This is a genomic window from Kitasatospora sp. NPDC088861, assembly GCF_044750105.1.
In the GTDB taxonomy this organism is placed as follows: domain Bacteria; phylum Actinomycetota; class Actinomycetes; order Streptomycetales; family Streptomycetaceae; genus Kitasatospora.
This window is the reverse complement of record NZ_JBIVJF010000033.1, coordinates 45718-71688: the sequence shown is the minus strand read 5'-3', so window position 1 is coordinate 71688 and position 25971 is coordinate 45718. Positions and strand designations below refer to the sequence as shown.

25 protein-coding genes and 1 pseudogene are annotated in these 25971 nt (G+C 70.0%); 14 read left to right on the top strand and 12 right to left on the bottom strand.

Annotated elements, in window-relative coordinates:
• Positions 1–315: 315 nt before the first annotated feature.
• The 5 genes from ACIP37_RS33420 to ACIP37_RS33400 all read right to left on the bottom strand — a co-directional run bounded on the left by ACIP37_RS33420 (position 316) and on the right by ACIP37_RS33400 (position 3817).
• Positions 316–768 carry a hypothetical protein gene (locus ACIP37_RS33420; protein ID WP_400811950.1) on the bottom strand — a complete coding sequence of 151 codons (453 nt, stop codon included), beginning with the start codon at positions 766–768 and terminating at the stop codon, positions 316–318.
• A 1245-nt stretch (positions 769–2013) separates the two neighbouring features.
• The gene (locus tag ACIP37_RS33415; RefSeq protein ID WP_363633117.1) at positions 2014–2229 is read right to left on the bottom strand and encodes a hypothetical protein; all 216 of its coding nucleotides are present in this window, start codon (positions 2227–2229) and stop codon (positions 2014–2016) included.
• A gap of 241 nt (positions 2230–2470) precedes the next feature.
• Positions 2471–2629: a hypothetical protein gene (locus tag ACIP37_RS33410; RefSeq protein ID WP_363633115.1), complete on the bottom strand. Its 159-nt coding sequence runs from the start codon at positions 2627–2629 to the stop codon at positions 2471–2473.
• A 309-nt stretch (positions 2630–2938) separates the two neighbouring features.
• A complete protein-coding gene (locus ACIP37_RS33405) occupies positions 2939–3184 on the bottom strand; it encodes a hypothetical protein (RefSeq protein WP_400811948.1) in 246 nt (81 codons plus the stop codon).
• Positions 3185–3427: 243 nt separating this feature from the next.
• Entirely contained in the window at positions 3428–3817 is a 390-nt protein-coding gene (locus ACIP37_RS33400; protein ID WP_400811946.1) for a hypothetical protein, read from the bottom strand.
• Positions 3818–4740: 923 nt separating this feature from the next.
• Here ACIP37_RS33400 and ACIP37_RS33395 point away from each other — a divergent pair.
• Positions 4741–5091, top strand: coding sequence for a beta/gamma crystallin domain-containing protein (locus ACIP37_RS33395; protein ID WP_363586064.1), 351 nt, complete (start codon positions 4741–4743; stop codon positions 5089–5091).
• Here the strand turns inward: ACIP37_RS33395 and ACIP37_RS33390 are convergent.
• Positions 5058–5687, bottom strand: coding sequence for a DUF4389 domain-containing protein (locus ACIP37_RS33390; RefSeq protein ID WP_400811944.1), 630 nt, complete (start codon positions 5685–5687; stop codon positions 5058–5060). The two genes, ACIP37_RS33395 and ACIP37_RS33390, sit on opposite strands and share 34 nt — an antisense overlap.
• Before the next feature lie 362 nt (positions 5688–6049).
• Between ACIP37_RS33390 and ACIP37_RS33385 the strand changes: the two genes are divergently transcribed.
• Together ACIP37_RS33385 and ACIP37_RS33380 are read left to right on the top strand one after the other, a co-directional pair.
• Positions 6050–6805: an alpha/beta hydrolase gene (locus ACIP37_RS33385; protein WP_363586062.1), complete on the top strand. Its 756-nt coding sequence runs from the start codon at positions 6050–6052 to the stop codon at positions 6803–6805.
• Entirely contained in the window at positions 6798–7256 is a 459-nt protein-coding gene (locus tag ACIP37_RS33380; RefSeq protein ID WP_400811942.1) for a MarR family winged helix-turn-helix transcriptional regulator, read from the top strand. The genes ACIP37_RS33385 and ACIP37_RS33380 overlap by 8 nt, the downstream gene beginning before the upstream one ends.
• 540 nt (positions 7257–7796) lie before the next feature.
• Here the strand turns inward: ACIP37_RS33380 and ACIP37_RS33375 are convergent.
• Entirely contained in the window at positions 7797–8261 is a 465-nt protein-coding gene (locus ACIP37_RS33375) for a TetR/AcrR family transcriptional regulator (protein WP_400811940.1), read from the bottom strand.
• Positions 8262–8642: 381 nt separating this feature from the next.
• Here ACIP37_RS33375 and ACIP37_RS33370 point away from each other — a divergent pair, with 381 nt between their 5' ends.
• From ACIP37_RS33370 to ACIP37_RS33355, 4 genes are all read left to right on the top strand, one after another.
• A complete protein-coding gene (locus ACIP37_RS33370; RefSeq protein WP_400811938.1) occupies positions 8643–9626 on the top strand; it encodes a hypothetical protein in 984 nt (327 codons plus the stop codon).
• Positions 9627–9741: 115 nt separating this feature from the next.
• Positions 9742–9996: a hypothetical protein gene (locus ACIP37_RS33365; protein WP_363586058.1), complete on the top strand. Its 255-nt coding sequence runs from the start codon at positions 9742–9744 to the stop codon at positions 9994–9996.
• 16 nt (positions 9997–10012) lie between these two features.
• A complete protein-coding gene (locus ACIP37_RS33360; RefSeq protein WP_400811935.1) occupies positions 10013–10867 on the top strand; it encodes a thaumatin family protein in 855 nt (284 codons plus the stop codon).
• A gap of 83 nt (positions 10868–10950) precedes the next feature.
• Entirely contained in the window at positions 10951–11769 is an 819-nt protein-coding gene (locus tag ACIP37_RS33355) for a glycoside hydrolase family protein (RefSeq protein WP_363586056.1), read from the top strand.
• A gap of 227 nt (positions 11770–11996) precedes the next feature.
• Here ACIP37_RS33355 and ACIP37_RS33350 read toward each other — a convergent pair whose 3' ends face one another.
• A complete protein-coding gene (locus tag ACIP37_RS33350; RefSeq protein WP_400845014.1) occupies positions 11997–12305 on the bottom strand; it encodes a hypothetical protein in 309 nt (102 codons plus the stop codon).
• Positions 12306–12596: 291 nt separating this feature from the next.
• Between ACIP37_RS33350 and ACIP37_RS33345 the strand changes: the two are divergent.
• The 3 genes and pseudogenes from ACIP37_RS33345 (at position 12597) to ACIP37_RS33335 (ending at position 14408) form a co-directional block, all read left to right on the top strand.
• Positions 12597–14038: pseudogene (locus ACIP37_RS33345) on the top strand (NF041680 family putative transposase).
• Between the two features lie 31 nt (positions 14039–14069).
• Positions 14070–14255, top strand: a complete 186-nt coding sequence (locus ACIP37_RS33340) for a hypothetical protein (RefSeq protein ID WP_400811931.1) — start codon at positions 14070–14072, stop codon at positions 14253–14255.
• A 15-nt stretch (positions 14256–14270) separates the two neighbouring features.
• On the top strand, positions 14271–14408 hold the full coding sequence (locus tag ACIP37_RS33335) for a hypothetical protein (RefSeq protein ID WP_363586054.1): 138 nt from the start codon (positions 14271–14273) through the stop codon (positions 14406–14408).
• Positions 14409–14594: 186 nt separating this feature from the next.
• Here the strand turns inward: ACIP37_RS33335 and ACIP37_RS33330 are convergent, their stop codons facing one another.
• Together ACIP37_RS33330 and ACIP37_RS33325 are read right to left on the bottom strand one after the other, a co-directional pair.
• On the bottom strand, positions 14595–14978 hold the full coding sequence (locus ACIP37_RS33330; RefSeq protein ID WP_400811929.1) for a hypothetical protein: 384 nt from the start codon (positions 14976–14978) through the stop codon (positions 14595–14597).
• Positions 14979–15019: 41 nt separating this feature from the next.
• On the bottom strand, positions 15020–18577 hold the full coding sequence (locus tag ACIP37_RS33325) for an ALF repeat-containing protein (RefSeq protein WP_400811927.1): 3558 nt from the start codon (positions 18575–18577) through the stop codon (positions 15020–15022).
• A 376-nt stretch (positions 18578–18953) separates the two neighbouring features.
• On the opposite strand from ACIP37_RS33325, the gene ACIP37_RS33320 reads away from it, so the two are divergent.
• Together ACIP37_RS33320 and ACIP37_RS33315 are read left to right on the top strand one after the other, a co-directional pair.
• A complete protein-coding gene (locus tag ACIP37_RS33320; protein ID WP_363586051.1) occupies positions 18954–19403 on the top strand; it encodes a hypothetical protein in 450 nt (149 codons plus the stop codon).
• 58 nt (positions 19404–19461) lie between these two features.
• Positions 19462–21219 carry a trypsin-like serine protease gene (locus tag ACIP37_RS33315; RefSeq protein ID WP_400811925.1) on the top strand — a complete coding sequence of 586 codons (1758 nt, stop codon included), beginning with the start codon at positions 19462–19464 and terminating at the stop codon, positions 21217–21219.
• Positions 21220–21230: 11 nt separating this feature from the next.
• Here the strand turns inward: ACIP37_RS33315 and ACIP37_RS33310 are convergent, their stop codons facing one another.
• Positions 21231–21599 carry a hypothetical protein gene (locus ACIP37_RS33310; RefSeq protein ID WP_400811923.1) on the bottom strand — a complete coding sequence of 123 codons (369 nt, stop codon included), beginning with the start codon at positions 21597–21599 and terminating at the stop codon, positions 21231–21233.
• Between the two features lie 25 nt (positions 21600–21624).
• Between ACIP37_RS33310 and ACIP37_RS33305 the strand changes: the two genes are divergently transcribed.
• Both ACIP37_RS33305 and ACIP37_RS33300 read left to right on the top strand, forming a co-directional pair.
• A complete protein-coding gene (locus tag ACIP37_RS33305; protein WP_363586048.1) occupies positions 21625–21828 on the top strand; it encodes a hypothetical protein in 204 nt (67 codons plus the stop codon).
• Between the two features lie 3 nt (positions 21829–21831).
• Complete coding sequence (locus ACIP37_RS33300) at positions 21832–24087, top strand: trypsin-like serine protease (protein ID WP_400811920.1); 2256 nt, start codon at positions 21832–21834, stop codon at positions 24085–24087.
• Here ACIP37_RS33300 and ACIP37_RS33295 read toward each other — a convergent pair.
• Positions 24021–25928 carry a HEAT repeat domain-containing protein gene (locus ACIP37_RS33295; RefSeq protein ID WP_400811918.1) on the bottom strand — a complete coding sequence of 636 codons (1908 nt, stop codon included), beginning with the start codon at positions 25926–25928 and terminating at the stop codon, positions 24021–24023. The genes ACIP37_RS33300 and ACIP37_RS33295 overlap by 67 nt on opposite strands.
• Between the last annotated feature and the right edge of the window lie 43 nt (positions 25929–25971).

Sequence of the window (25971 nt, the reverse complement as noted above, 5' to 3'; positions counted from 1 at the left end):
GCGACGCGCGAAACGGGAAATCCTCCTGTCGTGGATGGCTTCAAGGGGTCATCCGGGCGGGAGCACGCCGAAGAATTTCCGGTCCAGCAGCGCTGACGGGGCTGATGGCCGCTGGTATCGGCGACCCGGGGATGGGCAGTCATGAGGCGATCCACCCGCGCACGACTGTCCTGCGTCCCTACCGGGCCGGCCCACGGCAGCCAGGGCGGTCACCGATGGCAGACCAGACCAGCGAACAAGCGCCCCCGCCCCAGGGGACAAAGCGAGCCGGGACAGGCCACGCAGCCGCCGCGGAACAGCCAGGACGGGGTTGGTTCAGGGGCTCGGGCGGTTGCGTCTGGTGGCCGTGTGGAGGAAGCGCAGGGAGATGGCGAGGCCGGCAACGGCGGCGGTGGCCACGAGGATCATCGTGGGCTGGAGGGCGTCGTCGGGGTAATGGCTGCCGGTGACGCGTGAGGCCTCGGGGTCGTCGGCTGCGACCTCCAGCAGGACCGTCGCACCGATGCCCGGTGACCTGACGCCGTGCGGCGTGAGGGAGTCGGTGCTGTAGTCGCGGTCGGCAACCCGGTAGGTGAGCGTGTACCTCGTTCCGCCCTTCATGGCCACAGCAGCGGTGATGGTCGCGTCCACCCGTAACGGTGCGGCGTCGATGCGGCTCGCCGTCCGCCACTGCGACAGTGCCGCGACCGTGCTGAGAACCAGCGCCAGCAGTGCGGCCAGGGCGCCGGTCAACGGGAGGAACCACGCGCGGCGGATCAACGATCTCATGGTCTGTCACGCTACGCGCCGTCACAACGGTGAGTCGAGGAGTACCCAGCCCCCGTCCACCGGACAGACTTCCTTCCGCGGCTGCGCGGTGACGGATTACCGGCCAGCCGAGGCCGACCGGACGGTGTCCGGCCTTTCCCGCCGGCACGCGCCCGCGCCGCGACCTGGCGGCGTGGTACGGATACGACGATACGGACCTGCGAAGCGGGTACTACCACGTCAGGACCCTGCTGGAACGGGCCGTTCGGGCCCTGCGGACCCGGGCCCGCCGAGAACTGCGCAGAGAACTCGGGCCTCTCGACGAACGCATCCTCGCCCGGACAGTCAACGACCCGTTCGCACCGGGTGACCTTCCCTGGTGGAAACGACGGATCGAGATATGACGAGGGGAGAACGCGGACGGGTACCGGGCCGCCGGTCACCCTGGCTGGTCCCGCCGAAAATCCGCAGGTCACATCCTCTGGTCCCTCACGGACCGCCTGCTTCATGAGCTACTGCCGCTGGTCGGACGAGGAAGCGACGCTCCGAGGAACCGGTGGAGTAGGAGGAGGGCTGGGCGACGCTGTGGGAGAAGCGGTCGCCGCCCCGCACGCGATGCGGGCGCGGTCGGGCAGGTCTCGCCGCACAGGAACCCCTTGCGGTGGCGGCATCGACGCGCGGAACGGGAAATCTTCCTGTCATGGATGGCTCTGGAGGGTTAGCAGTACGGGATCGTGCCGAAGAATTTCCGGCCCGGTGGCGCCGGCGGGACCTGGTGCCCGCTGGTACCGGCGTCCCGGGGACGGGTGATCATGAAGCGATCCACCCGCGCACAACCGTCCTGCGTCCGCACCGGGCCGGCCCTGCGGCCTTGGAACCCGGACGGTAACCGCCGGCCGCGAGATCGCCACACCCCGGACCCGACCGGCCAGGCAGGCAGGTGGTCCCGGGTTCCGTCACCGCGAAATGGTGACTGGGCATCACGAACAGACCCGCCGTGCGCGTCGGTCCCCGATACAGTCGGCGACTTCCCGGCCGGCCCAAGGAGGTGGCGTCGAGGATCATCCGGGCGACCTGACGGGCGGCCGGTTCCCGGGACGTCAGCTTCGCGGTGCCCTCGACTTCGGGGACACGAGCCTCAATTCGGCCGTACGGGCGTTGACTTCAGCGGCATGCCGGCGCGTGGGCGGCGTGGGCGAGAGCGTCGGCCTGATCGGCCGCGATGGCCGGCGAGCGGGCCGCACCGTGTCGGCGTCTGCTCGCCGCTCAGTCTCCCCGGATGAAGCCGATCTGGATCTCCGCGAGGAACGACCGAACCCCGATGCACGGCCAGCCGGCTGCCTCCACTGCTCTGACGCTCAAGTCGATCTCTTTGCGGATCTTCTTCATCGTCACGCCGGGGCCGTCGATATCAAAAACAGCGGCGAAGTCGGTATCGCCCCGGTCAAAGGCCATCCTGGCGTCCGAAACAAGCTTTTGCATACGCCATGCATGGATCAAATCCCATGGCCATCCCCCTGAGCAGGTGCTGTGTACCTCGGTCCGCCGAGAAACTCGCTCATCAGGAAAGCCTTTACCCGGGCCCCAGTCTCCTAAAGCCCGATCTGGAGGTGCCGTGCCCCGACCCACGGTGGGTCCCTGGGGGCGGAAACCGCCGCCCGATGACCTGCGGTTGGTAGGTTTCCCCCAGGAAAAGCCAGCGGGGCGCCGGTGATGGTCGGTTTCAGGCGAGGCGGCCCGCGCGGGCGGGAGCAGCGGTACCGCTGCCGCGGCGGATCTCGTCGAGGACCGGCGTGCCGCGTTCGTCGCCGCGCAGGGCCAGGGCTGCGGCGGCTTCGAGGCGGGCGTCGAAGTGGGGGTCGGTGAGGTGGGCCGCCAGCACGGCGCGCAGAGCAGGGATGTCCAGCAGGACGCGGGTGCCGAGGGGGAAGTGAGTGAAGCTGTGAAGCGGACCGGGTGACGGAAGCAGGGTCGTCGACCAGGCGCAGAAAAGGACGGCGAGCGTGTCGGGCCGGTCGCCCAGGAGGGCGGGGAACGCCAGAGCGACGCAGTGGCGAACACCCGGGTCCGGGTGGTCGGCGTGGGCCAGGACGGCCGCGAGCTCCTCGCGGGAGCAGTAGCCGGTGAAGGCCGCGATGACGGTGTGCAGGGCGTACGGGTCCTGCTCGGTGTCCAGCCGGGGCCGGAGGAACTATGCGGCCTCCCGGGTGAACGGCGACTCGTCGTCGTTGTCGGCATCGAAGCCGAAGCCGAAGCCGAAGAAGTTGATCACGTCGAACGCGAAGCGCCGGCGATCGAGCTCGCCGCCGTCCTCGGCCTCCTCCGCGACCGCGCGGGCCCAGTCGAACCTGTCCTGGCTCTGCGGCTCGGCGACCCGGAACAACGACGCGAACCAGTCCTCGTGTTCGGGGCCGGCAAGGGCCAGGGCGCGGGCCATCAGCTCGTCCGGCGTGCGGTGGACCGAGTTTCGCCTCCAGGCCGGTGACGACCGCCCGGTGGGCCGGGAGCGGCACCGCCCCAGTGCCCGCACCGGCCCCGGACTTCAGGGCCGCCCGTCTCCGCACAGGGCCCCGGACGTCCGCTCACCGTGGCAGCAGGCGCTCCAGATGGAACTGCGCCCGCCTGTCGGGCTCGGCCTTCAGCGACTGGACCAGGTAGCGCCCGGGCGGGAGCTCGACGGTCAGGTACTCGCCGCGCTCGAGGACGGCTCACCGTCGTAGAAGACGTCCGTGAGCAGGTACCGCCCGGCGGTCAGGTCGAGGAACGGCCCGTCCTCCCACACCCCCGACCGCAGCGCCTCGCGCACCAGCGGCCGGACGTCGTCCGCGCAGTCGAAGTGGAGCGGCCTGACGAACACCCGCTCCTCGGCCGGCCACCCGACCAGCAGCGGCTCCCCGCCCAACACCAGCACGTCCCCGTGCCCGGGCACCGGGTAGGCGGCCGCGTAGTCCGCGGCGGCCTCCAACAAGGCCTCGTCGCAGCCCGTCCACCCCTCGGCGACCGTCTCGGGACACAGCACGAACAGCCCCGAGTCAGTCCCGTCCAGCCGGCCCTGCTCCACGGTCAACATACGGGGGATCCTCGCACGTCAGAGGGGACTGACGGTGCGCGGGCAGGTGAGCCACACGACCCGCGTGTACCAGGCGATCGCTCACGATCCACGCGCCCGGGCGCAGCACGGCGAGCAGGTCCGTATACGCAACGGCCCGCCGCCGCCTTCCTGGAGGAGCAGGTCGTGCAGGCGCTCCCGCCCGCACAGCCGCACCAGCGCCGCCCCGGTCAGCGCCCGAAACTTCCGACAGCAGAGCAAAACCAGCGGCCGAAAGCGGCACGGCCCCGCAGGCCACCCCCATCCACCTAGCTGATCACATCGACGCGGGACACCTACCCGGCCATCACGAACGAAGACGCCCGGTCTGGGCGACGGCCTTGTCGAGTGCGACGGTCAATGGGCCGTCTGTTCCTCGGCCGGGACCTTCTCGCCCGTGTTCTCCGCCAGGACGAGGCCAGCGCTGACGGCGACGTCGAGCACGTGCTCGCAGTACGCCGCCGGTGTCCTCGGGTGGTCCGGGCGCAGCGCGGCGGGTTCGGTCCGGGCCGGAAGCGTGGCGGCGGCGCGGCGTCCGGCGACGGTGGGACACCGCAGGGTGCGAGAGTCCGACCGGGTGGTCGTGCGGGCGGGTCCTCCCCTTCATCCGGTGTCGGCAGGATCAGCTCCGGTGGCCAGACAAAGGACCAGGCCCCCGACACGCGACCCGCACCCCGCGCCGAGGGATCGGCGCGGCCCGGACGGCCATGCGGGTCCGTGTGACAGGTGACAGGTGTGGCAGGTGTGGCAGGTGCGGAATTCAGCTCAGCAAAGTCCGGCAAAAGTCCCGGGAAATGGAATGATGTCCGAAAATCGTTACACCAGGTTGTGACCTGAACACCTCTTGTTAGTGTCCCTTCAGTTCGACTCGCATGCCCCACCTCACACACCAGGGAGTTTGCGTCATGCTGAAGCGACGAATCGCCGTGGCCGCCGGGGTCGCCATGATGGCTCTGGCCGTCGGCACCGTGCCCGCCCACGCGACCAACGAAGTCAACTTCGCCGAATGCCTGTTCGCCAGCGACTACTTCACCATCGGCATCACCAACGACAACGGCACCGGTTTCAGGAGGTGCTTCGCGAACGCCGGCGACATCTGGATCGACCAGAGGTCGGTCACGAGTTTCAGCAGCGGCAACAACGCCGGGTACTTCGAGTACGAGCCCGGCGACGGCTCCCTCTACCGCCACACCTTCGGCAAGAACCAGGCCATCACCAAGAACTACGGCACCATCACGACGCTCCACATCAACTGAACCACCGGCCGGTCACAGGAGGCCGTGCCCCTGTGACCGGCCCCCCACGGGGGGCCGTCCCTCGGCGGAGCCGTCGCGGGCGGGCCCCGTGGCACGCGGTCGGCGGGGCCCGGGACGAGGGGCGCGACGACGCGCTGGGTGGGGTTGACGAACTCGTCGTTGCCGTCGTCGTCCGAGTTCACCGAGGCGGCGACCGACCCCGTCGCCCAGGAGGCCAGGCCGAGCAGGAGGAAGAGGACGAGCAGGCCGCGCCCGGCACCGACCAGGACCAGCGGACGGGTGCCCGACGCCGGGCCCTCCGGTTCGCTGCCCGGCTCCTCGCCGAACAGGCGCTCGGGGTAGGCCGACGAAAGCATCGTCAGGTAGATCGTGTGGCGCATCCGGTAGCGCAGGACCGCGGCCGTCGCCTCGTACAGCGGCTGCGGCATCCGGCCGAGGGCCAGGACCACGAGCCAGACCACGATCGACGCCGTCCGCCAGCCCCCGTACGCCAGGCCCTGCGCGATCGAGGCCTCCGACAGCGTTCCCGGACACCCCCCTGTCCCTCGGTGGTGCTCCCTGCAGAACTGACCGACATGCAACTCCAGTGGCTCCATCGGAAGAAGACCGCCGTCCCGCCGCCGTCCGCGCCGCGACCGTGTCCCGGCACCCCCGGTGGCCGACCGGACGATGCGGCCGGCGGGTCGGGCACGGTGGTCCCGGTGTCGGACCCCCCGAGAGACCAAGGAGCGGGTGGTGCCGCGCGGGCAGCCGACCGGGGCCGTGGCGATGATCGCGGCGACGGCGCCGAAGGACGCTGGATCGATGCCTTCGAGGCGCCCCGCGGCCTGGTGACCGCCTTCCGCGCGCCAGGGAGGCTCGCACCGCTCCCGAGGCCGGGCGAGTCCAGGGAAAACAGACCAGGAAGATGACCTGGACCACATATGCCACGACACATGTGTCGTGTAATGTGTCCGATATGAGCACTTCAGAGAAGAATCCGACCCTCGTCTTCATCCCCTGCTTCTCCGGCGCCCCGTGGAGCGCCGAGCAACTGGCCCCCTACGGCGAGGCACCCAAACGGACGCTGCGCCTGCCCGAGGGCGTCGACGACATCGAGCGCTACGCCGACCACGTCGAGAGCGCGATCGCGGACCTGGACGACTACGTGCTGGTCGGCGACTCCTTCGGCGCGAACATCGCCCTCGCACTGGCGACCCGCCGCCCGCGGGGCCTGCGCGCCCTGGTCGCGTCCGGCGGCTTCGCGGCCAACCCGGTCGACTCGAAGCCGTGGAAGGCCCTGATGCAGGCGATCGGCAGGGCCCGCGGGCCGCTCTACCGGCAGCTGACACTGCGCGCCCACGCCCACCGCCTCACCTCCCCGTTCGACGGCGAGGGCCAGGTGCCCTGGAGCCAGGCGCGCAGCCGCGAACTGTTCCTCGCCAACACCCCCGCCGTCTCCTTCGGCGCCCGCCTGCGGGCCGTCCTCACCGCCGACTACGTCGACGCGCTGGGCCGGGTCCAGGTCCCGGCCCTGATCCTGACCCCCTCCCACGACGTACTGATCGGCGAGAACGCCTCCAAGGTCATGCTCGCGGGCATCCCCGACGCCCGGGAGGTCGTGCTGCCGCGCACCGGCCACATGTTCCGCTTCTCCCACCCGGCCACCTACGCCGCCGCGGTCAACGACTTCCTCGCCACCGTGCCGACCACCCGGCGAGACGCCGATGCGTAAGGCCGAACACCTGCGGTTCGCGATCCTGGCGGCCCAGCGCGAAGGCAACCGGCTGCTGATCCAGGCCCTCAAACCGCACGGCATCACCCCGTCACAGGCCGAGGTGCTGCGCCTGCTCCAGCAGCACGGCACCTTGAGCCTCAACGGGCTCGGGCAACTCCTGGTGTGCGAGAGCGGCACCAACCCCAGCCGGCTGGTCGAACGCGTCGTCGCGGCCGGGCTGGTCGAGCGCCGCACCGACGCCGCGGACCGCCGCTACCTCCAGCTCAGCCTCACCCCCGAGGGCGAACGCCTGGCCACCGCCGTCGCCGGGATCGAGGAGTCCCTCTACGCCGCGATGGACACCGTCTGTCAGGGCCTGGACACCGACGCGATGCTCACGTTCCTGCACAACTTCATCGACCCCCTGCCCTCGGGCGAGGCCCTCAACAAACGCCTCGCCCTCGACTGACACCCCGCCCCCGACCGACGCCACGGCCCGCACGGGACCGCACGGCCGCACAGGACCGGCCGACCGCGCGCCGGGGAAGGAACGACCACCCGGTTCGAGAACACCCCGACCGTCGACGCGCCCGTCAGCGAGGTCTTCGCCCACCCCGCACGCCCACCTCGCACGGCCACCCCGCACGGCCACCTCGCACGCCCACCTCGCACGGCCCGAAAACCTCCGACGCTGGGACTACGCACTCGACACCACCGAGCAGGCCTCCCCGGGACCGATCGGGGCCGACACGACCTACCGCCGGACCCGCACGCTCCCGCGCCCGGCCGAGGAGCACTTCCGCATCACCGCGTACGCCCCCCGAACCTTCTGACCGCGGACGGCGACTTCGGCCCGTTCACCGGCACCACCACCAACCGGCTCACCCCGCTCGACCAGCACACCACCCAACCGGTCAACACCCGTCCACCTCACCGCCCCCGAAGTCCTCAAGGCCGTCACCACAGTCACCGCCGCGGCGGACCGCAGTTCCTCCTTCTCCGCGGTTGGTCAGCCGGTCGTCGCGGCCGGGGCGAGGTCTTCGACCTTGGCCAGGTGGGCTGTGACGCAGTCGAGCAGCATGGCGCGCATCCGGTCGACCGTGTCGGCGACGATGCCGCGGATGGCCGGGTTGGTGGTCGCCTCGCCCCAGGTCTGCACGCCGACCCGGGCCTCGGCGGGGTCGATCGTGGCGATCAGGCGGGCGAGCAGTTCGTCGAGGTCGGGCGGGCTGTCGCTCGCAACGTATTCGCCGAGGGCTTCAGCGCGTTTGGCGAGCAGCGCGTGGGCGGAGGCCCGGACCAGGTCGTCCTTGCTGCGGTAGTGGGCGTAGATCGAGCCGGTCGAGAGGCCGGACTCGGCCGTGATGTCGGCGATCGAGGTCCGCTCCAGGCCGTCGCGGCTGAAGCAGCCTACGGCGGCCTCGGTGATCTGGGTGCGCCGGAGTTCCTTGCGTGCGTCGGTGAGCCGTGGCACCGCGCCCTCCGTCAAGAAGAATTGACGTTCTGCTTGCAGAGGGGACTCTGCAGAATCCCTGCTCTGTTTGGTGCGGGGGCGGGCCACGGGTGGACAAGCCCGGGCCGGAAGGAGGCCGGGAGGCTGTGCTGCCCGTTCCCGTGAACGGGACCGGGCGCCTGGGCCTCGTGGCACGGGGACACCGCGATGCGCGGCCGCAGGCCCGTGGGGCACTGGCGGTCTGTCGGGCTGCGGGCACGGCGACTAACGTACGGGTGCAGGCTCGGTGACGCTTCGTCACCAAGCGCCGCCATGGGTCCGCCATGGCCTGCGCAGTACGGACGGGACTCCATGCCCGGACGCACACCTGCCGAAGACGTCCATCGTGCGACTGGAGACCTCATGAATCCCCTCTCCGTTTCCCGTCGGCAGCGCCTGCGCGCTTCCGGCGCCGCGTGCGCCGCGATGGCGTGTGCCGTCGTCCTCGGTGCCGCGACACCGGCGCACGCCTTCAGCGGGGGGAACCACGAGAAGATCACCCGGGCCGCCCTGGGGCCGGGGGGCTGGCACCAGAACTCGCTGACGGCGATGGCGGACGGGAACTCGGGCGCGATCGTCGCCAACGACCACGGCGAGTACTTCGGCATCGGCAAGCTCCACTGCGACAACGCCGACTACCTCGACCCCAGGTACGACAGCCGCTACCCCCGCACCCGCGAGCAGGCCAACGCCGAGATCATCGACTGCGTCGAGGGCTCCATCGACCACGTCAGGAGGGCCGTCGCCGCCGCGGACCGGCTGGTCGACGCGAACGGGCGCGTCATCGCCACCCAGACCTCCATCTCCCCGGCTTGCTCGTGGAACGACCGACCGGGACGGGCGAAGTGCGAGGTGCTGGAGGACCTGGGCCGCGGCTGGCATCAGATCGAGGACTTCTACGCCCACAGCAACTGGGTCGACCAGGCCGGCCCGGGAGCCATCGGCGTCAAGAACCCCCCCGGCCTGGGGCGCACCGACCTGCCCGTGTTCTTCTCCATCGGTCGTTACAGCTCCATGAGCAGGGCGGACTGGGTCAAGGACGCCACTGGCCACATCCCTCACGACCTGGCGACGGGCTGCTATCCGGACCGCGACCACAGCGGGACGGTTTCCAACTGCACGGGTCGCGTCACTCATGACGGGGTCCTGAACAAGGACACGAAGGACAGTCCGCGCTCGGTCGTCGCCCACAACTTCGACCACGCCTACGACCTCGCCGTCAAGGACATCGCACGCCAGTGGAAGGACTTCGAGGACGAGCTTCAGCTCAGGTATCCGAACAACGGCCGGGCAAAGGCGATGATCTGCGCCATCACCCATGACCACCCGGACAAGACCTGCTCCTGACACACCACCGCGGCGCCGGCCAGGCCGGCCCGAACGGCCCGACCACACCCGCCGGTGGCACCAGAAGACCGGCGGACCCGATGTCCCGCATTCCGCAACGGGAGGAAGGCCCCGCGTGTCCCTTCGACGCACGGCCTTGAGGATCGCCGCCGCGGCGGCGGCCGTATCGGCGATCGCCCTGCCCGCCTCCGCCCACGCCACCGGCCTGTCGACGGCCGGACCGGCACACGCGACGGCGGCGGACCGGGCCGGCTTCGTCATGGGCAAGGCCCAGTTCGACCGGATGTTCCCGAACAGGGACCGGTTCTACACCTACGACGCACTGGTCGGCGCGATGAGCGCCTACCCCGGCACCAACCTGACCTGCTGAGCGGAACGGAGAAGTCATGCGCGGATTCCTGACCAGGCTGTTCGTCGCGGCGGCCGCCACCGCACTGACCGTGGTACTGCCGAACGCGGGCGCGGCGATGGGCGCGACCGTCACGGGTGCAACCGTCACGGGTGCGGGCGCGGCGACGGGCGCGACCGTCACGGGTGCGGCGGCGCCGACCCGCACCGCGCCGGTTGCGGCCGCCGCGGTCAACCACACGGTGACGTTCGTGAACCACTCGTCGCAGAAGCTGTGGATCGGAAGCGGCGTCAACGCCGACGGGTCGAAGCAGTTCACCCGGCTGCCGGTCCTGGCTCCCGGCCAGTCGGCGACGGTGACGATCCCCGAGACGGCCGCCCCGTTCCACTGGCGTGGGAAGTTCTTCGCACGCCAGGGATGCGGCGGGGCCCTTGGCAGCACCTTCCACTGCCGGGTGGCCGACTGCGGCCCGGCCGCCGACCACTGCACGACGGGCGAACAACCCGCCAGCCTCGCGGAGTTCAACTTCGACGCCAAGGACGGCGCCGCCCCCTGGTACGACGTGAGCTACGTGAACGCGTTCTCGCTGCCGATCACGATCACTCCGGTGAACGCCACGATCCCGGCCAGCGGGGGCTGCGACACGCGGGGCTGCGCGGCGAACCTGCTGCCCTACTGCCCGCCCGCCGACCTGACGCGCGGGCCGGACGGCAAGCCGATGCTGTGCACCAACCCCAGCCGGGACACCCCCAGCAGCTACAGCCGCGCGCTCAGCGCGAAGTGTCCCAAGGCCTACACGTGGTCCAAGCAGGACCAGGTGCCGGGCAACAAGGTGATGCAGCAGTGCAGCCGCTGCAGCGGCTTCACCGTCACCTTCGGCCCCACCGCGTGAGCCACCCGCCCCGGACCCCGGCCCCCGGACTCCAGGACCGCCGCGGCCCCCGTCACGACCGCGTGACCGAAGAGAGGAACGCCTTGCCACGTCGAATGCGCCTGTTCACCGCCCTGCTCGCGGTGCTCACCTGCCTCACCGTCGGCAGTGCGGCCGACGCGACCGCCGCCCCGGCGAAGAAGAAGGGCGTGAGCGCCTGGAACTTCACCGACGTCACCAAGGCGCTGGCCGACTCCAGGGCCGGCTGGTTCTACACCTGGGCCTCGGACCGCCAGCAGATCAAGCCGCCGGCCGGCGTCGAGTTCGTCCCCATGATCTGGGGTGCGGGCTCGGTGACCGACGCACAACTGCGAACGGCCAGGCAGGAGGGCACGACCCTGCTCGGCTTCAACGAACCCGACCTGTCGGCGCAGGCCAACATGAGCGTGGCCAGGGCCCTCGACCTGTGGCCCCGGCTCCAGTCGACCGGGATGCGTCTGGGGGCACCCGCGGTGGCGGGCGGCGGCGACGTCGCGGGCGGCTGGCTCGACCAGTTCATGAAGGGCGCCGCCGCCCGTCACGACAAGGTCGACTTCATCCCCCTGCACTGGTACGGCTCGGACTTCCGCGCCGACGCCGCGACCGGTCAACTGCGCAACTACCTCCAGGCCGTGTACAACCGCTACAAGAAGCCGATCTGGCTCACCGAGTACGCCCTGATCGACTTCTCCAGCGGCACCCCGAAGTATCCGACACCGGAACAGCAGGCCGCGTTCGTGACGAAGTCGACCGCCATGCTCCAGGGACTTCCCTTCGCCGAGCGCTACGCGTGGTTCACCCTCTCCGCGGACCGTGGCGGCACCGGTCTCTACAACCGGGCGACCCCCAACCGGGTGGGTACGGCCTACCGCGCGGCCGGCTGAGCACACACCCCGCCCCCGTCCACGCACGGGACCGATCGACCACGACGCCCGGACCGGCGCAGAACCGGGGGTCGGCGAGCCCGGCGGGTGGACCGACGTGTCCACCCGCCGGGCGACGGCTCGTGGCCGTCGGCTCAGCTCGTGGCCGATCGGCTCGGCTCGTCGGCCGCCCCCGCGCCGGTCCAAGGGATTCCTCAGGTGGTCACCGCTCGCGAGCGCGCTGCTCGTCACGGCCGGTACGGGGTCGCCGCCAGGACCGCCCCGTCGGCGCTGGGCGGCAGCGGCGGCAGCGGCGGCAGCGGCGGCAGCGGCGGCAGCGGCCAGGACGGATCCGGTGCCCAGGCCGGCCGGCCGCCGGCGAACGGACCGGTGCGGTCTTCCCGCATGCCGATCGCCCGGCGTCGGGCCCGCCCGACCTGACGGCCCGCGCAGTCGTCGACCACACCGAGGCGGCGCGGCTGGGCGTACCCCCCGGTCTCCTTCCAGCGGTGCCCCGACAGGTCGGAGGCGGTGGCCAGGCGGCCGGACGGCGGCAACGGTGGCGGCGTCCGGCCCCCGGGCCTCGTTCCCCGGCTCCGTCACGCGGGGCCCGCCGGCGGTCAGCCCCCGGCGCAGCCGCCGTTGCGGCAGTCGCGCCAGGGGCCCCAGGCACCGCCCGGGGCCTGCTCGGAGATCTCGGCGGACAATGAGCTTGTTCTTTTTCTTCCACCCTCGAACGGCGTCTCGAACGGGGTCGCTCGCTTGGGGATTCGCCGGACATGAAGGCGGCCTTCGTCTGATCCTGTGCTCCGACCAAGGTGCACGTGACCACGACGAAGGCCGCGAGGGTGAGTCTGCTGCCTGATGCTGTGCGGCGGGAAGCGTTCGCGGAAGCGTCACGCTTCCGGGGAGAGTTCTACGAGTGTCTGACCGCCCGGCGTGACGAGTTGTTCGAACTCGCCGACGCGGTGCTGTGTGCGGACGGTGCGGTGAAGTCCCGGTGGACCTGACACTGCTGCCCGAGCACCGGCGTGGGCACGGAGCGATGTACGGCGGCCTGAACCAAGGCCGGATCGACGTCGTCCGGCTGCGGACGGTGCTGGCCAGGCTGTCGCTGCCGCGCTTCGACGGCGGGCGCCTGGTCCTGGCGGTCGATGTGTCGCCGTGGCTTCGTTCGGACGCGCCGTGCTCGGCGGAGCGGCTGTTCTGCCACGTCTACGGCCGGGCGAAGACGGCTTCGCAGTTCATTCCGGGCTGGCCCTACTCCTTCGTGGCCGCGCTGGAGCCGGGGGCCACGTCCTGGACCGCGATTCTGGACGCGGTCCGGCTCGGTCCGGCGGACGACGCGACCGCGGTCACCGCCGCCCAGTTGCGGGGTGTCGTGGAGCGACTCATCACCGCGGGCCAGTGGCAGGCCGGAGACCCGCACATCGTGACCGTCAGCGACGCCCGCTACGACGTCACCCGCCTGGCCTGGGTCCTGCGTGATCTGCCGGTCGAGTCGGTGGGCCGGGGCCGCTCCGACCGCGTGATGCGCCTGCCGAAACCACCGAGGATGCACGGCGTCAACGGCCGACCGCCCAAGCACGGCCCGGAATTCCGCTTCGCCAAACCGGAGACCTGGCCCGAGCCCGCGATCACCACAGTCACCGACACCATCAACTACGGCAAGGCCGAGACCCAGGTGTGGGACCGGGTCCGCCCCCGGCTCACCCACCGCTCCTCCTGGCTCGACCACGACGGTGAACTACCTCTGGTAGAGGGAGCGTTGATCCGGGTAAAGGTCGAACACCTGTCGAAGGAACGAGAGGCCCCGCCGGTGTGGCTGTGGTCCTCCGAGACCGGCGCCACACCGGATGACGTGGACCGCTTCTGGCAGGCATTTCTCCGCCGCTTTGACCTGGAGCACACCTTCCGCTTCGCGAAGCAGACCCTCGGCTGGACCACCCCGAAACTCCGTACTCCCGAGGCCGCGGACCGCTGGACCTGGATCCTGATCGTCACTCACACCCAGCTCCGCCTCGCCCGCCCCCTCGCCGCGGACCTGCGCCGACCCTGGGAGAAGCCGGCCGCCTCCGAACGGCTCACCCCGGCCCGGGTCCGCCGGGGATTCAGGAACATCCGCCCCCACCTCATCTGCCCGACCCGTATTCCCAAACCCAGAGGCACGCGTCCCGGACGGTCACCAGGCGCCAAGAACAAACACCGCGCACCCCGCTACGACGTTGGCAAGACCGTCAAACGCCCGGAGACCCTCAAGGCCATCGGCAAACCCGGACGATCTTGGTAGATAAAGAACAAGCTCAGGGCCCACCGGCCCCTTGCCCACGTGCCCCGTCCCTCGGCACGGCGACGCCTGGCTGAAGGGCGCGCTCGGCATCGCCGTCGCCACAGCCGTCCGAGGCACAGGCACCTACCTTGCCGCCTGGTATCGACATCTGGTCGCCCACCGAGGCAAGAACGGGGTCCTCGTCGCCGTCGGCCACTCGATCCTCATCGCCACCTGACACGCCCTCGCCGACATGCCCTACCGTGACCTCGGCCCCGACCACTTCACCAACCCCCTCGGCAAGATCCGCCAGACCCGGCGCCTGGTCTCCCAACTCGCTGCCCTCGGATACGAGGTCTCCATCGAACCGCGCACGGCGACGACCACCTGAGCTACCACCCCGCCACAGCCGAGCACAGGAATTCTCAAGAGAGCCACACGCGGTGAACCGCGCGCTCCCGCAACAGCAAACGTCGGTCTCCGAAACCAGTCTCGGAGACCGACGTCACCTACCGCAGTCGATCAGTCACTTTCGCCGACACTATCGTCGGCTCGCCGGGTCGTTTGAGGACCAACCCTACGAGGGCTTGCTGAAGACGAACTTCTTGGGGCGATCGACGGAGATCGGGACGTACATCCCGCCTCCGGCGTCCTTACCCGCGACACGCAGCCAGGCACCCTGCTTGGAACCAGCCGTCTCACCCAGACTGAGCTTGATGTCCTGGTCCTCTCCGCCGTCCTTCTTCTCCAGCGTCCACGTCCCGTTCCCGGTGAAGAATTCGACGGGGGTCTCGTCGTCGGACGCGAAGGAGGTGGGGAAGTTCGCCGTTGCCAGCGTGCCATCCGCACGCAACGTCAGTTCCGCCCCCTGGCGGCCGTGCCAGGTGCCGACGAGATCGCTCTCCTTCGCCGAACCGCCGGATGGGGCGGTGGTCGTGAGGATCCAGACGACCAGGGCCACGATGGCGCACGGCACAGAAATCAGGGCGATTGATTTTCTTTTCATCGAGCACTCAGCGTCTCGGACCAGGTCGCGTTCTGCGTCTTCGTCGACATGGGACCGCCAACCCAGTCCGCAAACGAGTTGATCGGCCCACCGACCCACGAGTCCCACGCATCACGTAGGAACGGCGGGTGTACGAGCGAGTTGAACGTCGTGTCGTTCTTCACGTGGATCTCCACCTCCACCCTTCCTCCTTGATCATCCCTGGAAAGGATCTTGAAATCATAATTATATGATCCCACGAAAATGGACGTCGAGCTGCCGTACTTCCCGTCGGTCATGGTCTTGTCGATCCAGGCGGTGAGCCCAAACGTCTGCAATGAGGCCGCATCGCTCAGGAGTCGGCCGACGCCCTCCTTGCCCAGAACCGAGTAGCCGCCCTTACCGCTCTGGTTTCCTTCCTTGATCGATTTAAGGATTTCCTGGCGGACGACATCCATGGAGTGGTCCTTACGGAGCTGCTCGGTGAACTCGTCTCCAGCCGTGTAGTTGACCGTCTTGTCGCCCGCCCCGAAAAGCCACTGGAAGCCCAGCTTAAGCGCGCCCGGCTTGGAACCCTTTCCCGCCGACTCCACCTGCGCCCGTGCCAGCACCTCCCGCATCCACTGGAACTGCATCCGGGTCTCCTCGTCGACCTGCGCCTCCTGACCCCTGCGCTTCTCGTCCTCCGCGAGACGCAGGAGGTCCTCGGCGCGCTGCTTGGCGATGTGGATGGCGAAAGCCTCCCTCTGAGCCACAGCCGCAGCTGCCGAGTCCTTACCTGCGGCCTCGGCCGAGCCCCGCGCCCTGCCCGCCGCAGCATAGGCGGAGGACGCCGAGGCCTTGGCGTACGCGGTCGAGACCCGAGCCTGCGACGCGGAGTAGGACGCCTTGTCGGCATCCCGTCGAGCGGCAGTCACCGCCGTAGCAGCGGTCTTAGCGGCGCGAGCAGCCTGGCCCGCAGAGTCTTCGGCGCTCTTGGCCGCCCCCTGGGCCTGCTTCGTGTACTCGCCCGCCTTCTGCGCGGAGGCCTTGGCCTGAGCGGCGTACAGGTCGGCCTTCGCCGAGGCGTCGTCGGCCCGGGCTGCGGCTTCGAGAGCGGTGGCGGCGTCCTGCTGCGCGGTGGCCGCGATGCCGGCCGCCCCTGCGATCAAGCGGTCCACCTGGGCCGCGTGAGTCGCGGCAAGCTTGTCCTTACGTTCCGCCATGTACTGGCCAGAGCCGATGAACTCGTGCAGCAGTACGGCCGGCCCCTCAAGAGCGGCCTTGGCCCCCTGCTTCACCTCGGGCCCCCCACTGCTGGTCAGCTGGGCGGCTCGCACGCGCTCGTCGAGCTCGCGTGCGCTGTACTGGCCTGTGCCCAGGAACTCGCGGAGCTTGTCGGGGGAACCGTCCTGCAACGCCGTCTTGGAGGCCTCCTGCACAGCCGGGCCACCCACGCTCTTCACCTGGAGCGTCCTGAGCGTGTACTCGCCCAGTGCCGCCTGGTACTGCCCTGTGCGCAGGAAGTCCGAGATGGTGTTGACGTCACCGCTGAGGGCCTTCTGCGCGGCCTCGCGGACCGCGTCGGAAAGACCGTCGGATGCGACGTAGTCGACTCGGGCGTACTGGTCCTGCTCAACGGCCTTCTGACGTCCGTTCACCACGTACTCGCGCACCGCCTGGTCGGAGCCGCCCAGGGCGGCCTCGGCGGCCGTCTGGCTCCACGGCCCCTGTGTCTTCAACGCGGACAGGGCCACCTTGCGCCCCGTCAACACGGTCTGCTGCGGATCTGCACCGGGGGCTGAGGCGTCTGCGGCCAGTTTGGCCACCTGGGCCTCTTCGTCCTTCGCCTCCCGCGTTACACGCTCCTGCTCGGCCCTGCTCTCGTCCTCCGCGCTCTTGAACTCCCTGGCCTGTTCTATCGCCATCGTCGCACGGGTCTTGCGTTCCTCCTCCTCCGTCCTGCGCGCCAGATCCCGAGTTGCCCCCGCCTTGTCCACTGCGGCGCTGGCGGTGTCGGCTGCCTCCTTCGCGGCGGCGGCGTGCACCTTGGACTGGGCCGCCGCCGTCGAGGCGTCGCCCGCGTTCTTCGCGGCGCTCTCTGCCGCATCGGCGGCCTTCCTGGCGTGTTCTGCGGCGGATACAGCCTGCGCACGGGCCTCGTTCGCGGCGCGCGCCGATTCGCCTGCGAGAGCGGATGCCGCGTTAGCCGCGCGGGTCGCCTCACCGGCTTGGCGCCTGGCCTGCTCCGCTGCCGCGTTGGCCTTCGCCGAACTCGCCCCGGCGGACTGCGCAAGGCTGCCGGCCCGAGAGGCGGAATCGGCCGCGGCGTTGGCGTTGGCACCAGCACTGGCCGCGGCCTGCGCCGCGCGCCCGGCTTGCTCGGCAGCCGCTCCAGCCGATTCAGCCGCCTTCGCAGCCTCGTCTGCCCCTGCAGCGGCATTGCGGGCGTCTTCCGCCGCCTTACGCGCGGCGGAGGCGTTGGAGGCGTCCCTGGCCGCGCCCGCCGCAGCGCCACGGGCCCGTGTTGCAGCCTGCGCCGCTCCAGAGGCCGCCGCCGCCGCCTGCGAAGCAGCGTTCGCCGCGACCCGGGCCGAAGCACTCGCCGCGCGGGCGGCACCTATAGCTTGCTGCGCGGCCCGCGTGGCACCGCCGGCGGCCTCCGCCGCGAGCCCAGCCGCACCTGCCGCACGCCCGGCGTCCGTACGGGCCGCCTCTGTTTCCTGCGCGGCCGTCTGCGCCACCTCCTTGGCCAGCTGAGAAGCGTCCACCGCGCGGTCGGAGGCCTCCTTGGCTGCGTCCTTCTCCCGCTTGGCCTGGTCTCCCGCTTCTTTCGCCTGTTGTGCCAACTGCTCGACCGTCGACCGTTCCTGATCTCTGGCGCGAGCCACATGCTGGCCCACCTCAAGGAACTCACGGATGTCATCGGGAGAGCCGCTGACGGCAAGCTTGGCCGCCTGCCTGGTCGCCGGACCCGCCGTACTGAGGATCTGCATGGCCCGAACCCGCTCGTCCAGCTCCCGTGATGCATACTGGCCGGCACGCAGGAACTCACGCACGTCGTCGATCGACCCGGCGAGGGCGGTCTTGCCCGCGTCACGGACCGCTGGACCGCCGGTGCTGACGATCTGGCCCGCCCTGATCCGCTGGTCCAGCTCCAGCGGCTTCTCCCAACCGTCCTTCACGAAGCTGCGCAGCTCCTGCGGGGAGCCTCCCAATGCCTTCTTCGCCGTCTCCCGGACGTTGCCACCGCCTATGGAGAGGATCCGCATCACCTCAAGCCGGTCGTCCAGCGCTCCGGCCGACTCCCTCCCGCTGTCCAGGAAGCGCCTGACATCCGCGTCACTTCCGGTGAGGGCGGCCTCCGCCGCTGCCTTCACGGAGGTTCCCCCCTCCTTCCAGAACTCGACCGCACGCCCCCGGTCGGTCACCGTAGCGGCGCTCTCGGCCTCCCCGCCGTCCTGCGTCGCCGCCGCTGCGGGACTCGTCCCCATGATCCCCGCTGCCAACGTCAGCGGCACCAGCCGCGCACACGCAGAACGCATTCCACGCGGCCAGATCTCCCTCACACTTTTAGAGCGGCCTTCATTCTTCATAAACTGACTCTCTCTCAGGAATTGAAACTCCCCCACCCGATCAGGTCACCACGCCGAGCATGCCGGGAGAAGGCAGGCGGCGGCGCAGGCCGAACACGAAGGCGCCACGGGACGCCATCCGGCTTTGCATGATTAATCAAGCAGGTGCCATCCAATCAAAAACACCCTCATGCCATGATCATTTTCAGGCGGCACCTCCCCTCATCCCGGGGCGTCAACAGGGCTTGATGGGGTGTTTTCTCATGGCGACAGATTCTATACACATGATTTAATATCTCTTTACGCACGGCGTCTGATCCTCCGTGCACCAATCAGAGAGGGAACCGTGATATCTCGTACACGCGCTGCACTGGTCGCCGGCTTCAGCACTGCCGCGGTGGCTCTCGGAGCCACCGCCCTCGCCACGGCCGCTGGAACCACTTCCCCGGCCCCGAGCACCACTCCCCCGCCAGCGGTGGAGGACTTCTCCTACCCGGGGGCGGGCCGGGTCCTCAAGGACAAGGGCCTCAAGCTGATCTCCGGCGACGGGCACATCATGCTGGCCGAGTGCAGCAGCCAATGGAGCATCAAGGTCCAGGCAAGCAAGAACAACAGCTTCACCGAGTACTGCTTCAACGTCTCCGGTGGAACCGGCTACCTGGCACTGGAGGTGCCCGGCACCTTCGGCCTCTGGAACGACGACCACAACCTGCGCGCCACTCTCACCAGTGACGGGAAGACCAAGACCATCGATGTGGCCAAGGACGACGTGACGACCGTCGGCGAAGCCGACATCCCCTCCGGAGGCAAGAAGGCAACCCTCGTCGAGCTGCGCGTCACCGGCTGAGCAACCGCAGCCAGCCCGCGCACCGCCTTCTTCTCCGTACCATCCAAGGACTGAACTCTTGTCTGGCATCACTGCGCGCGCCTCATGGAAGGCCACGCTCCTCACCACCGCCGTCACCGCCGGCGTGCTCACCACGCTCTCCGCCAGCCCGGCCGGCGCCGTTCCTGGCGATCCGGCCGCAGGCGGCTCCTACGCCTACACCGCCCGCCTGGCGATCGGCGACAACGTGCGCGCCTGCACAGGCGCACTGGTCGACCGGTACTGGGTGATCACCGCCGCCTCCTGCTTCGCCGACGACCCCGCCCAACCGCAGGCCCTGCCCGCGGGTGCCCCCAAGTGGAAGACCACCGCGACCGTCGGCGACAAGACGGTCGACCTGGCAGAACTCGTAACCCGTCAGGACCGCGACCTCGTCATGGCCCGCCTCGCCACCCCCGTCACCGGCGTCGCGACGCTCCCCGTCGCGACCACCGCACCGACCGCCGGCGAGAACCTGCGCGTTCCCGGCTACGGCCGCACCAAGGACGAGTGGATACCGAACAAGCTCCACTCGGGGGCCTTCACCCTCGACACCGTCGCCGCGACCGCCATCGCCACCACCGGTACCGGCGGCGCCGCGATCTGCAAGGGCGACACCGGCGCCCCCGCGATCCGGGAGAAGAACGGCAAGGCCGAACTCGTCGCGGTGGCCTCCCGCTCCTGGCAGGGCGGCTGCCTCGGCGAGACCGAGACCCGCACCGGCGCCTCCTCCAGCCGCGTCGACGACCTAGGCGCCTGGGTCCAGCAGACTCGCTCGCTGACACCGGACAACCGTACGACCACGGTCTACGAGCCGGCCGCGCAGACGTCCGAGGTCTTCCGGCTCGGGACCGACCGGCAGATCTATGGATCGTCCTTCAAGACCGGCAGCGCGGGCTGGAGTGCGTGGCAGTTGCTGGCCCCCCGCGAGTTCGTCAGCGGCCCCACCGCCGTCTACCACGCCGACAAGAACACCACCGAGGTCTTCGCGATCGGCACCGACCGGCAGGTCTACCACTCCTGGCACAACCCCGGTTCGAGCACCTGGGCCGACTGGCAGCTCCTCGCGCCTGGCAAGGTCACCGGACCGCTCCAGGCCGTCTACCACGCCGACAAGAACACCATCGAGGTCATCGCCCTCGGAGACGACCAGCAGGTCTACCACTCCTGGTACACCACCGGCGCGACCTCCTGGAGCACGTGGACCCTCGTGGCCCCCGGCAAGTTCACCACGGTGAACGCCAACTACATCGGCGACCGCCGCACCAACCAGATCTACGCCATCGGCGACGACGGGCAGATCTACCAGTCCTACTACACCACCGGCACCACCGGCTGGACCCCGTGGCAGCTCCTCGCCCCCGGCCGGTACACCGCGCTCAGCAGCGTCTACCACGCCGACAAAGAGACCATCGAGGTCGCCGCACTCGGCGAGGACCGCAAGATCTATCACTCCTGGTACAGCGACGCCACCTGGACCTGGAGCAACTTCCAGCTCGTCGCCCCCGGCACCTTCACGGCGCTGAGCACCGCGTATCAGGCCGACAAGAACACCATCGAGATCGTCGCACTCGACGACAGCCGACAGATCCAGCACTCCTGGTACACGACCGGCGCAACCTCCTGGAGCACATGGACCCTCGTGGCCCCCGGCAAGTTCGCCACCGCTCCCAGCACCCTCTACCACGCCGACAAGAACACCATCGAGACCGTCGCCGTCGGTGACGACCAGCAGGTCTACCACGCCTGGTACACCACCGGAACCACCGGCTGGAGCCCGTGGACCAAGCTCCCCTAGTGCTGGATTCCTTAAAGGAGGTATACAAATTGGCGTCGGAGTAGGCGGGTTGGTGGGGGGTCTCTGCCCCAGATCCAGGGCTTGGCGCGTGCGTTGAGCTGGGCGGTTGCGAGGCGGGTGGCCTTGTCGATCTCGTCGGGGTCGGCGAACGACTGGTCGGCGAGTGCGGCCTTGCGAAAGATGCGCCACCAGCCTTCCTGGAGGTTGAGCCAACAGGCGCCGACCCGGATGAAGACGTGCTTGCGGGGGTGGTCCTCGAGCCAGGTCCTGGTGAAGATGCTGTTGTGGGAGGACGCGGTCATGGTGACCTGCTGCCCGTCGGTGACGCGCAGGCCCAGGTCTTCTCCGGTCCGCGGTGAGGTCGACGGCCCCTCATCCACCTCTCACGTGTTGGGAATCTCGTTCATGTCTCGTGCCACCGCCGTGTCCCGCGCCTGGCGGGCGGGCGTATTGATAGCGACAGTGGCCGTCGGCACGCTGACCATCTTCTCCGCTCCTCCGGCCGGCGCCGTGGTCGGCGATCCCGCCGCAGACGGCTCCTACGCCTACACCACCCGCCTGGCGATCGGTGACAGCCGCGCCTGCACCGGCGCGCTGGTCGACCGGTAGTGGGTGATCACCGCCGCCTCCTGCTTCGCCGACGACCCCGCCCAACCGCAGGCCCTCCCCGCGGGCGCCCCGAAGTGGAACACCACCGCCACCATCGGCCGCGCCGACCTCACCACGGACGCCAGCAAGACCGTCGACATCGCCGAGCCGGTGCCGCGCCCGGGCCGCGACCTCGTCATGGCCCGCCTCGCCACCCCTGTCGACGGCATCACCCCGCAGCAGGTCGCGGCGACGATCGGCGACACCACGCGCCTGTTCGCCATCGGCAGCGCCGACAACATCTGGACCTCCGACAGGAAGGCGACGGCAGCTGGACCACCTTCTACCCCGTTACCAGCAGCGCCATCCGGAGCATCGCCGCCACCACCGGCTGAATCGACCCCGCGCAGGGTTCCCCCACGGGGTCATCGGCAGGAGGTCGGCCGCCCTGCGGTCTCCCACGCACTCACCCGAAGGATCAACCCCATGTCCCGTAAGACTCCGTCCCGTTCCCGGAAGCTCGGTGTGCTGGTCGCAGCCGCGACCGCCGGTACGCTCAGCACCTTTGCCCCCGCCGGCGCCGTTCCTGGCGATCCGGCCGCAGGCGGCTCCTACGCCTACACTGCCCGCCTGGCGATCGGCGACAACGTGCGCGTCTGCACCGGCGCGCTGGTCGACCGGTACTGGGTGATCACCGCCGCGTCCTGCTTCGCCGACGACCCCGCGCAGCCGCAGGCCCTGGCCGCGGGCGCCCCCAAGTGGAAGACCACCGCGACCGTCGGTGACAAGACGGTGGACGTGGCCGAACTCGTGACCCGTCAGGACCGCGACCTGGTCATGGCGCGCCTTGCCACCCCTGTCACCGGCGTCGCGACGCTGCCCGTCGCGACCACCGCACCGACCGCCGGCGAGAACCTGCGCGTTCCCGGCTACGGGCGCACCAAGGACGAGTGGATACCGAACAAGCTCCACTCGGGGGCCTTCACCCTCGACACCGTCGCCGCGACCGCCATCGCCACCACCGGTACCGGCGGCGCCGCGATCTGCAAGGGCGACACCGGCGCCCCCGCGATCCGGGAGAAGAACGGCAAGGCCGAACTCGTCGCGGTGGCCTCCCGCTCCTGGCAGGGCGGCTGCCTCGGCGAGACCGAGACCCGCACCGGCGCCTCCTCCAGCCGCGTCGACGACCTCGCCGGCTGGGTCCAGCAGACCGTCTCCACGTGGGGTACCAAGGTCGACTACTCCTCCGCGGTCGTCAACTCCGTGTACAACCCGGACACCAAGACCGCCGAGATCTTCGCCCTGGGCACCGACGGCGTCCTCGCCCACGCTTCCAACTCCGAGGGCAAGGGCTGGACCAGCGGCTGGGAGGCCCTGGGGGACTGGCAGTTCACGGGCATCCCCGCCACGATCTACAACCCCGCCACCAAGGCCACCGAACTGTTCGCCATCCGCAAGACCGGCGAACTCGGCCACAACTACTGGGACCCGGCCACCAAGAAGTGGGCCGGATGGAGCGTCATTCCCAGCGCCCTCAAGCTCAAGGCCAACCCGGTCGCCGTGTTCAACCCCTCGAACCAGACCGCCGAGGTGTTCACCCTGGACACGAACGGCTACATGACCCACACCTACAGCACCAACGGCGCCCGCTGGGACGACGTCCGGGGCCTGGGAACCTGGCAGTTCACCGGCACCCCCACCACCCTCTACAACCCCGCCACCGACGCCGTCGAACTCTTCGCCACCAGCAGCCGCAACGAACTCGGCCACCTCTACTGGGACAGCAAGGCCAGGACCTGGAGCGACTGGGGCACCATCGGCGGCCAGGCCGTGACCGGCAGCCCCACCGCCGTCGTGAACCCGGCCAACAACAGCGCCGAGGTCTTCATCACCACCACCAACAACACGATGGCCCACAGCTACAGCCTCAACGGCGCCCGCTGGTCCGACATCACCACCATGGGCGGCTGGCAGTTCAACGGCACCCCCACCGCCGTCTACAACCCCGCCTCCAACTCCGTCGAACTCTTCGCCGTCCGCAACACCGGCGAACTCGGCCACAACTACTGGGACAACAAGACCAAGACCTGGGCCGACTGGAGCACCGTCAGCGACTGGAAGTTCTCCGGCACTCCCTCCGCCACCTACAACGCCTACACCAACACCCTCGAACTCTTCGCCACCGGCACCAACGGCACCATGTCCCGCGCCACCTACCAGAACAACAACTGGCTCGCCTGGGAAACCATGCCCGGCTGGACCTTCGCCACCACCGGCTGACCCCAACCCACCACACCAGCCGACCAGGCCGCGACAGCACAGTGCGCCCGCACAGGCAGCCCCACTGCGGGCGCACCCCCCTCTGACAGCGGCCAGGCATGGCGCGGGCGGGACCTGACGACCATCCGGTCCCGCCCGCGCCCGTCTCCCCCACACGCCGCAGGCAGCAGCCAGACATGAGAGGAAGAAAGACCCGCCGAACACGAACAGGCGTCCAATCGGTTCATGGCACAGCGCAGCGAGTCAGCCTGCTGGTGTGCGCCCGCCCGCCCTCGGCTACCGGCTGCCAGGCACCCGGCGAAGTACGTTACGCAGCATTTGGACCACGCCGTCGGTGATCTCGGTACGGCGCTGCTCCGCCAGGGCGAGCAGTTCGGCGGCTTGTGCGGGGCTGGTGTCAAGGGACGGGACCGGGCGGGTGTGCCAGGGGCGCATGGCCAGGGTGCGGATCTGTGTGGTGGCGTCGGCGTGGCCTGGGCGGCGAGTCGGGGGTGGGGATCGCCGCTCAGGACGAGGGCGGCGCGCAGTGCGGTGGGGCGGTCGTGCCGGTTCAGCAGCCGGTAGCCGGCCCGTCGGACCGCCGGCCGCTGCGGGTCGGTGAGCATGTCCCACAGCAGGTCGGCGGGCAACTGGGCGGCACTGGGGGCGAGGGCGGCGGCGGCCTCCTTGACCACAGCGGTGGAGCCGTCCCGCAGCAGCACCATGGCCTGGGGCACGGGCACCGCGTCGAGGTTCCGCAGGGCGCGCAGCGCGTGGACGCGGACCTGAGGGGCTGGGTTGTCCAGCAGGGCGGTGAGCAGTGGGCCGTCGGCCTGGGTGCCGGTCTCGGCGAGCCCGCCGATCGCCCCGACCTGAGGTTCGGCGGCCTGTACTGCCGCACGGTAGTACGCCAGTGAATCCGCACCGGTGCGGCGGGCCGCCTCCCGCGCCAGGGCCCGGACCAGAGCGGACGGGTCGTCGAGGAACGGCACCACGTCCTGGGGAGAGCCGGTGCGCATCAGCCCTGTGAGGGCGGTGGTCCGGACCTCGGTGTGGCGGTTGCGGGCCAGGCGATGGAGCAGCTCGACCTGGTCGGTCCACACCGCCTGCCGGGCGGCGGCCTCGGCAGCTCGGGCCCTGACTTGCCGGTCGGGATCGCTCTCGGCGAGGGCGGCGAGGTCACGAAGCCGCAGGCGTCGCGTGGTGGTGTCGAGGGCGAAGCGCCGCACTACCGCTTCGGGGGCCATGAGAAGCGTTTCGGACAGGGCCGTGCCCGACTCGGCGGACAGCGACGCGCGCAGTTGGCCGTGGGCGAAGGAGCCACGCTGGCGCCGGTTGACCAGCAAGGCCGTACGCACGCTCGCCACGGTGGTCAGCAGGGGGTTCTCGTGGAGCAGCACGGCCAGACCCGCGCACGCCGGCTCCCGGACCTGCCGGACCCAGTCGCTGGTCCGCAGTACCAGAAACGGCATCATCTCCGGATACGGCTGGTTCAGCATCCGCCGCACCGCACGCTCGCGGATGCGGCCATCGGCGTGCGAGGCCGCCAGGGCGAGCGCGACCGGGTCGACCTCGGTGAGCGAAGGGGCAGGGCGCGTTGAATACCACGACTCCCGTCGTATGAAGGCATCCAGGCGCAGCAGCAGCGCCGGACGCTCCGTCAGTACGCGCAGAGCCTCGATCGCGTCTCCACGGTCCCCGGCCGAACCGGCCGCCAGCAGCGCGGCGATCAGCTCCTCGAGCGCACCTCCGTCCCGAGCCCGTGCCGCGGCAACCGCCAGCCGCACACGCTCCAGAACATCCACACCAGCAGACGACGGCGAGGGCGGGACAGGCTGCTGACGACGGAGGAAGAAGTTCACCACGCCATCCTGCCGCAGCCCGCCAACCTGACGCTCCCCATAT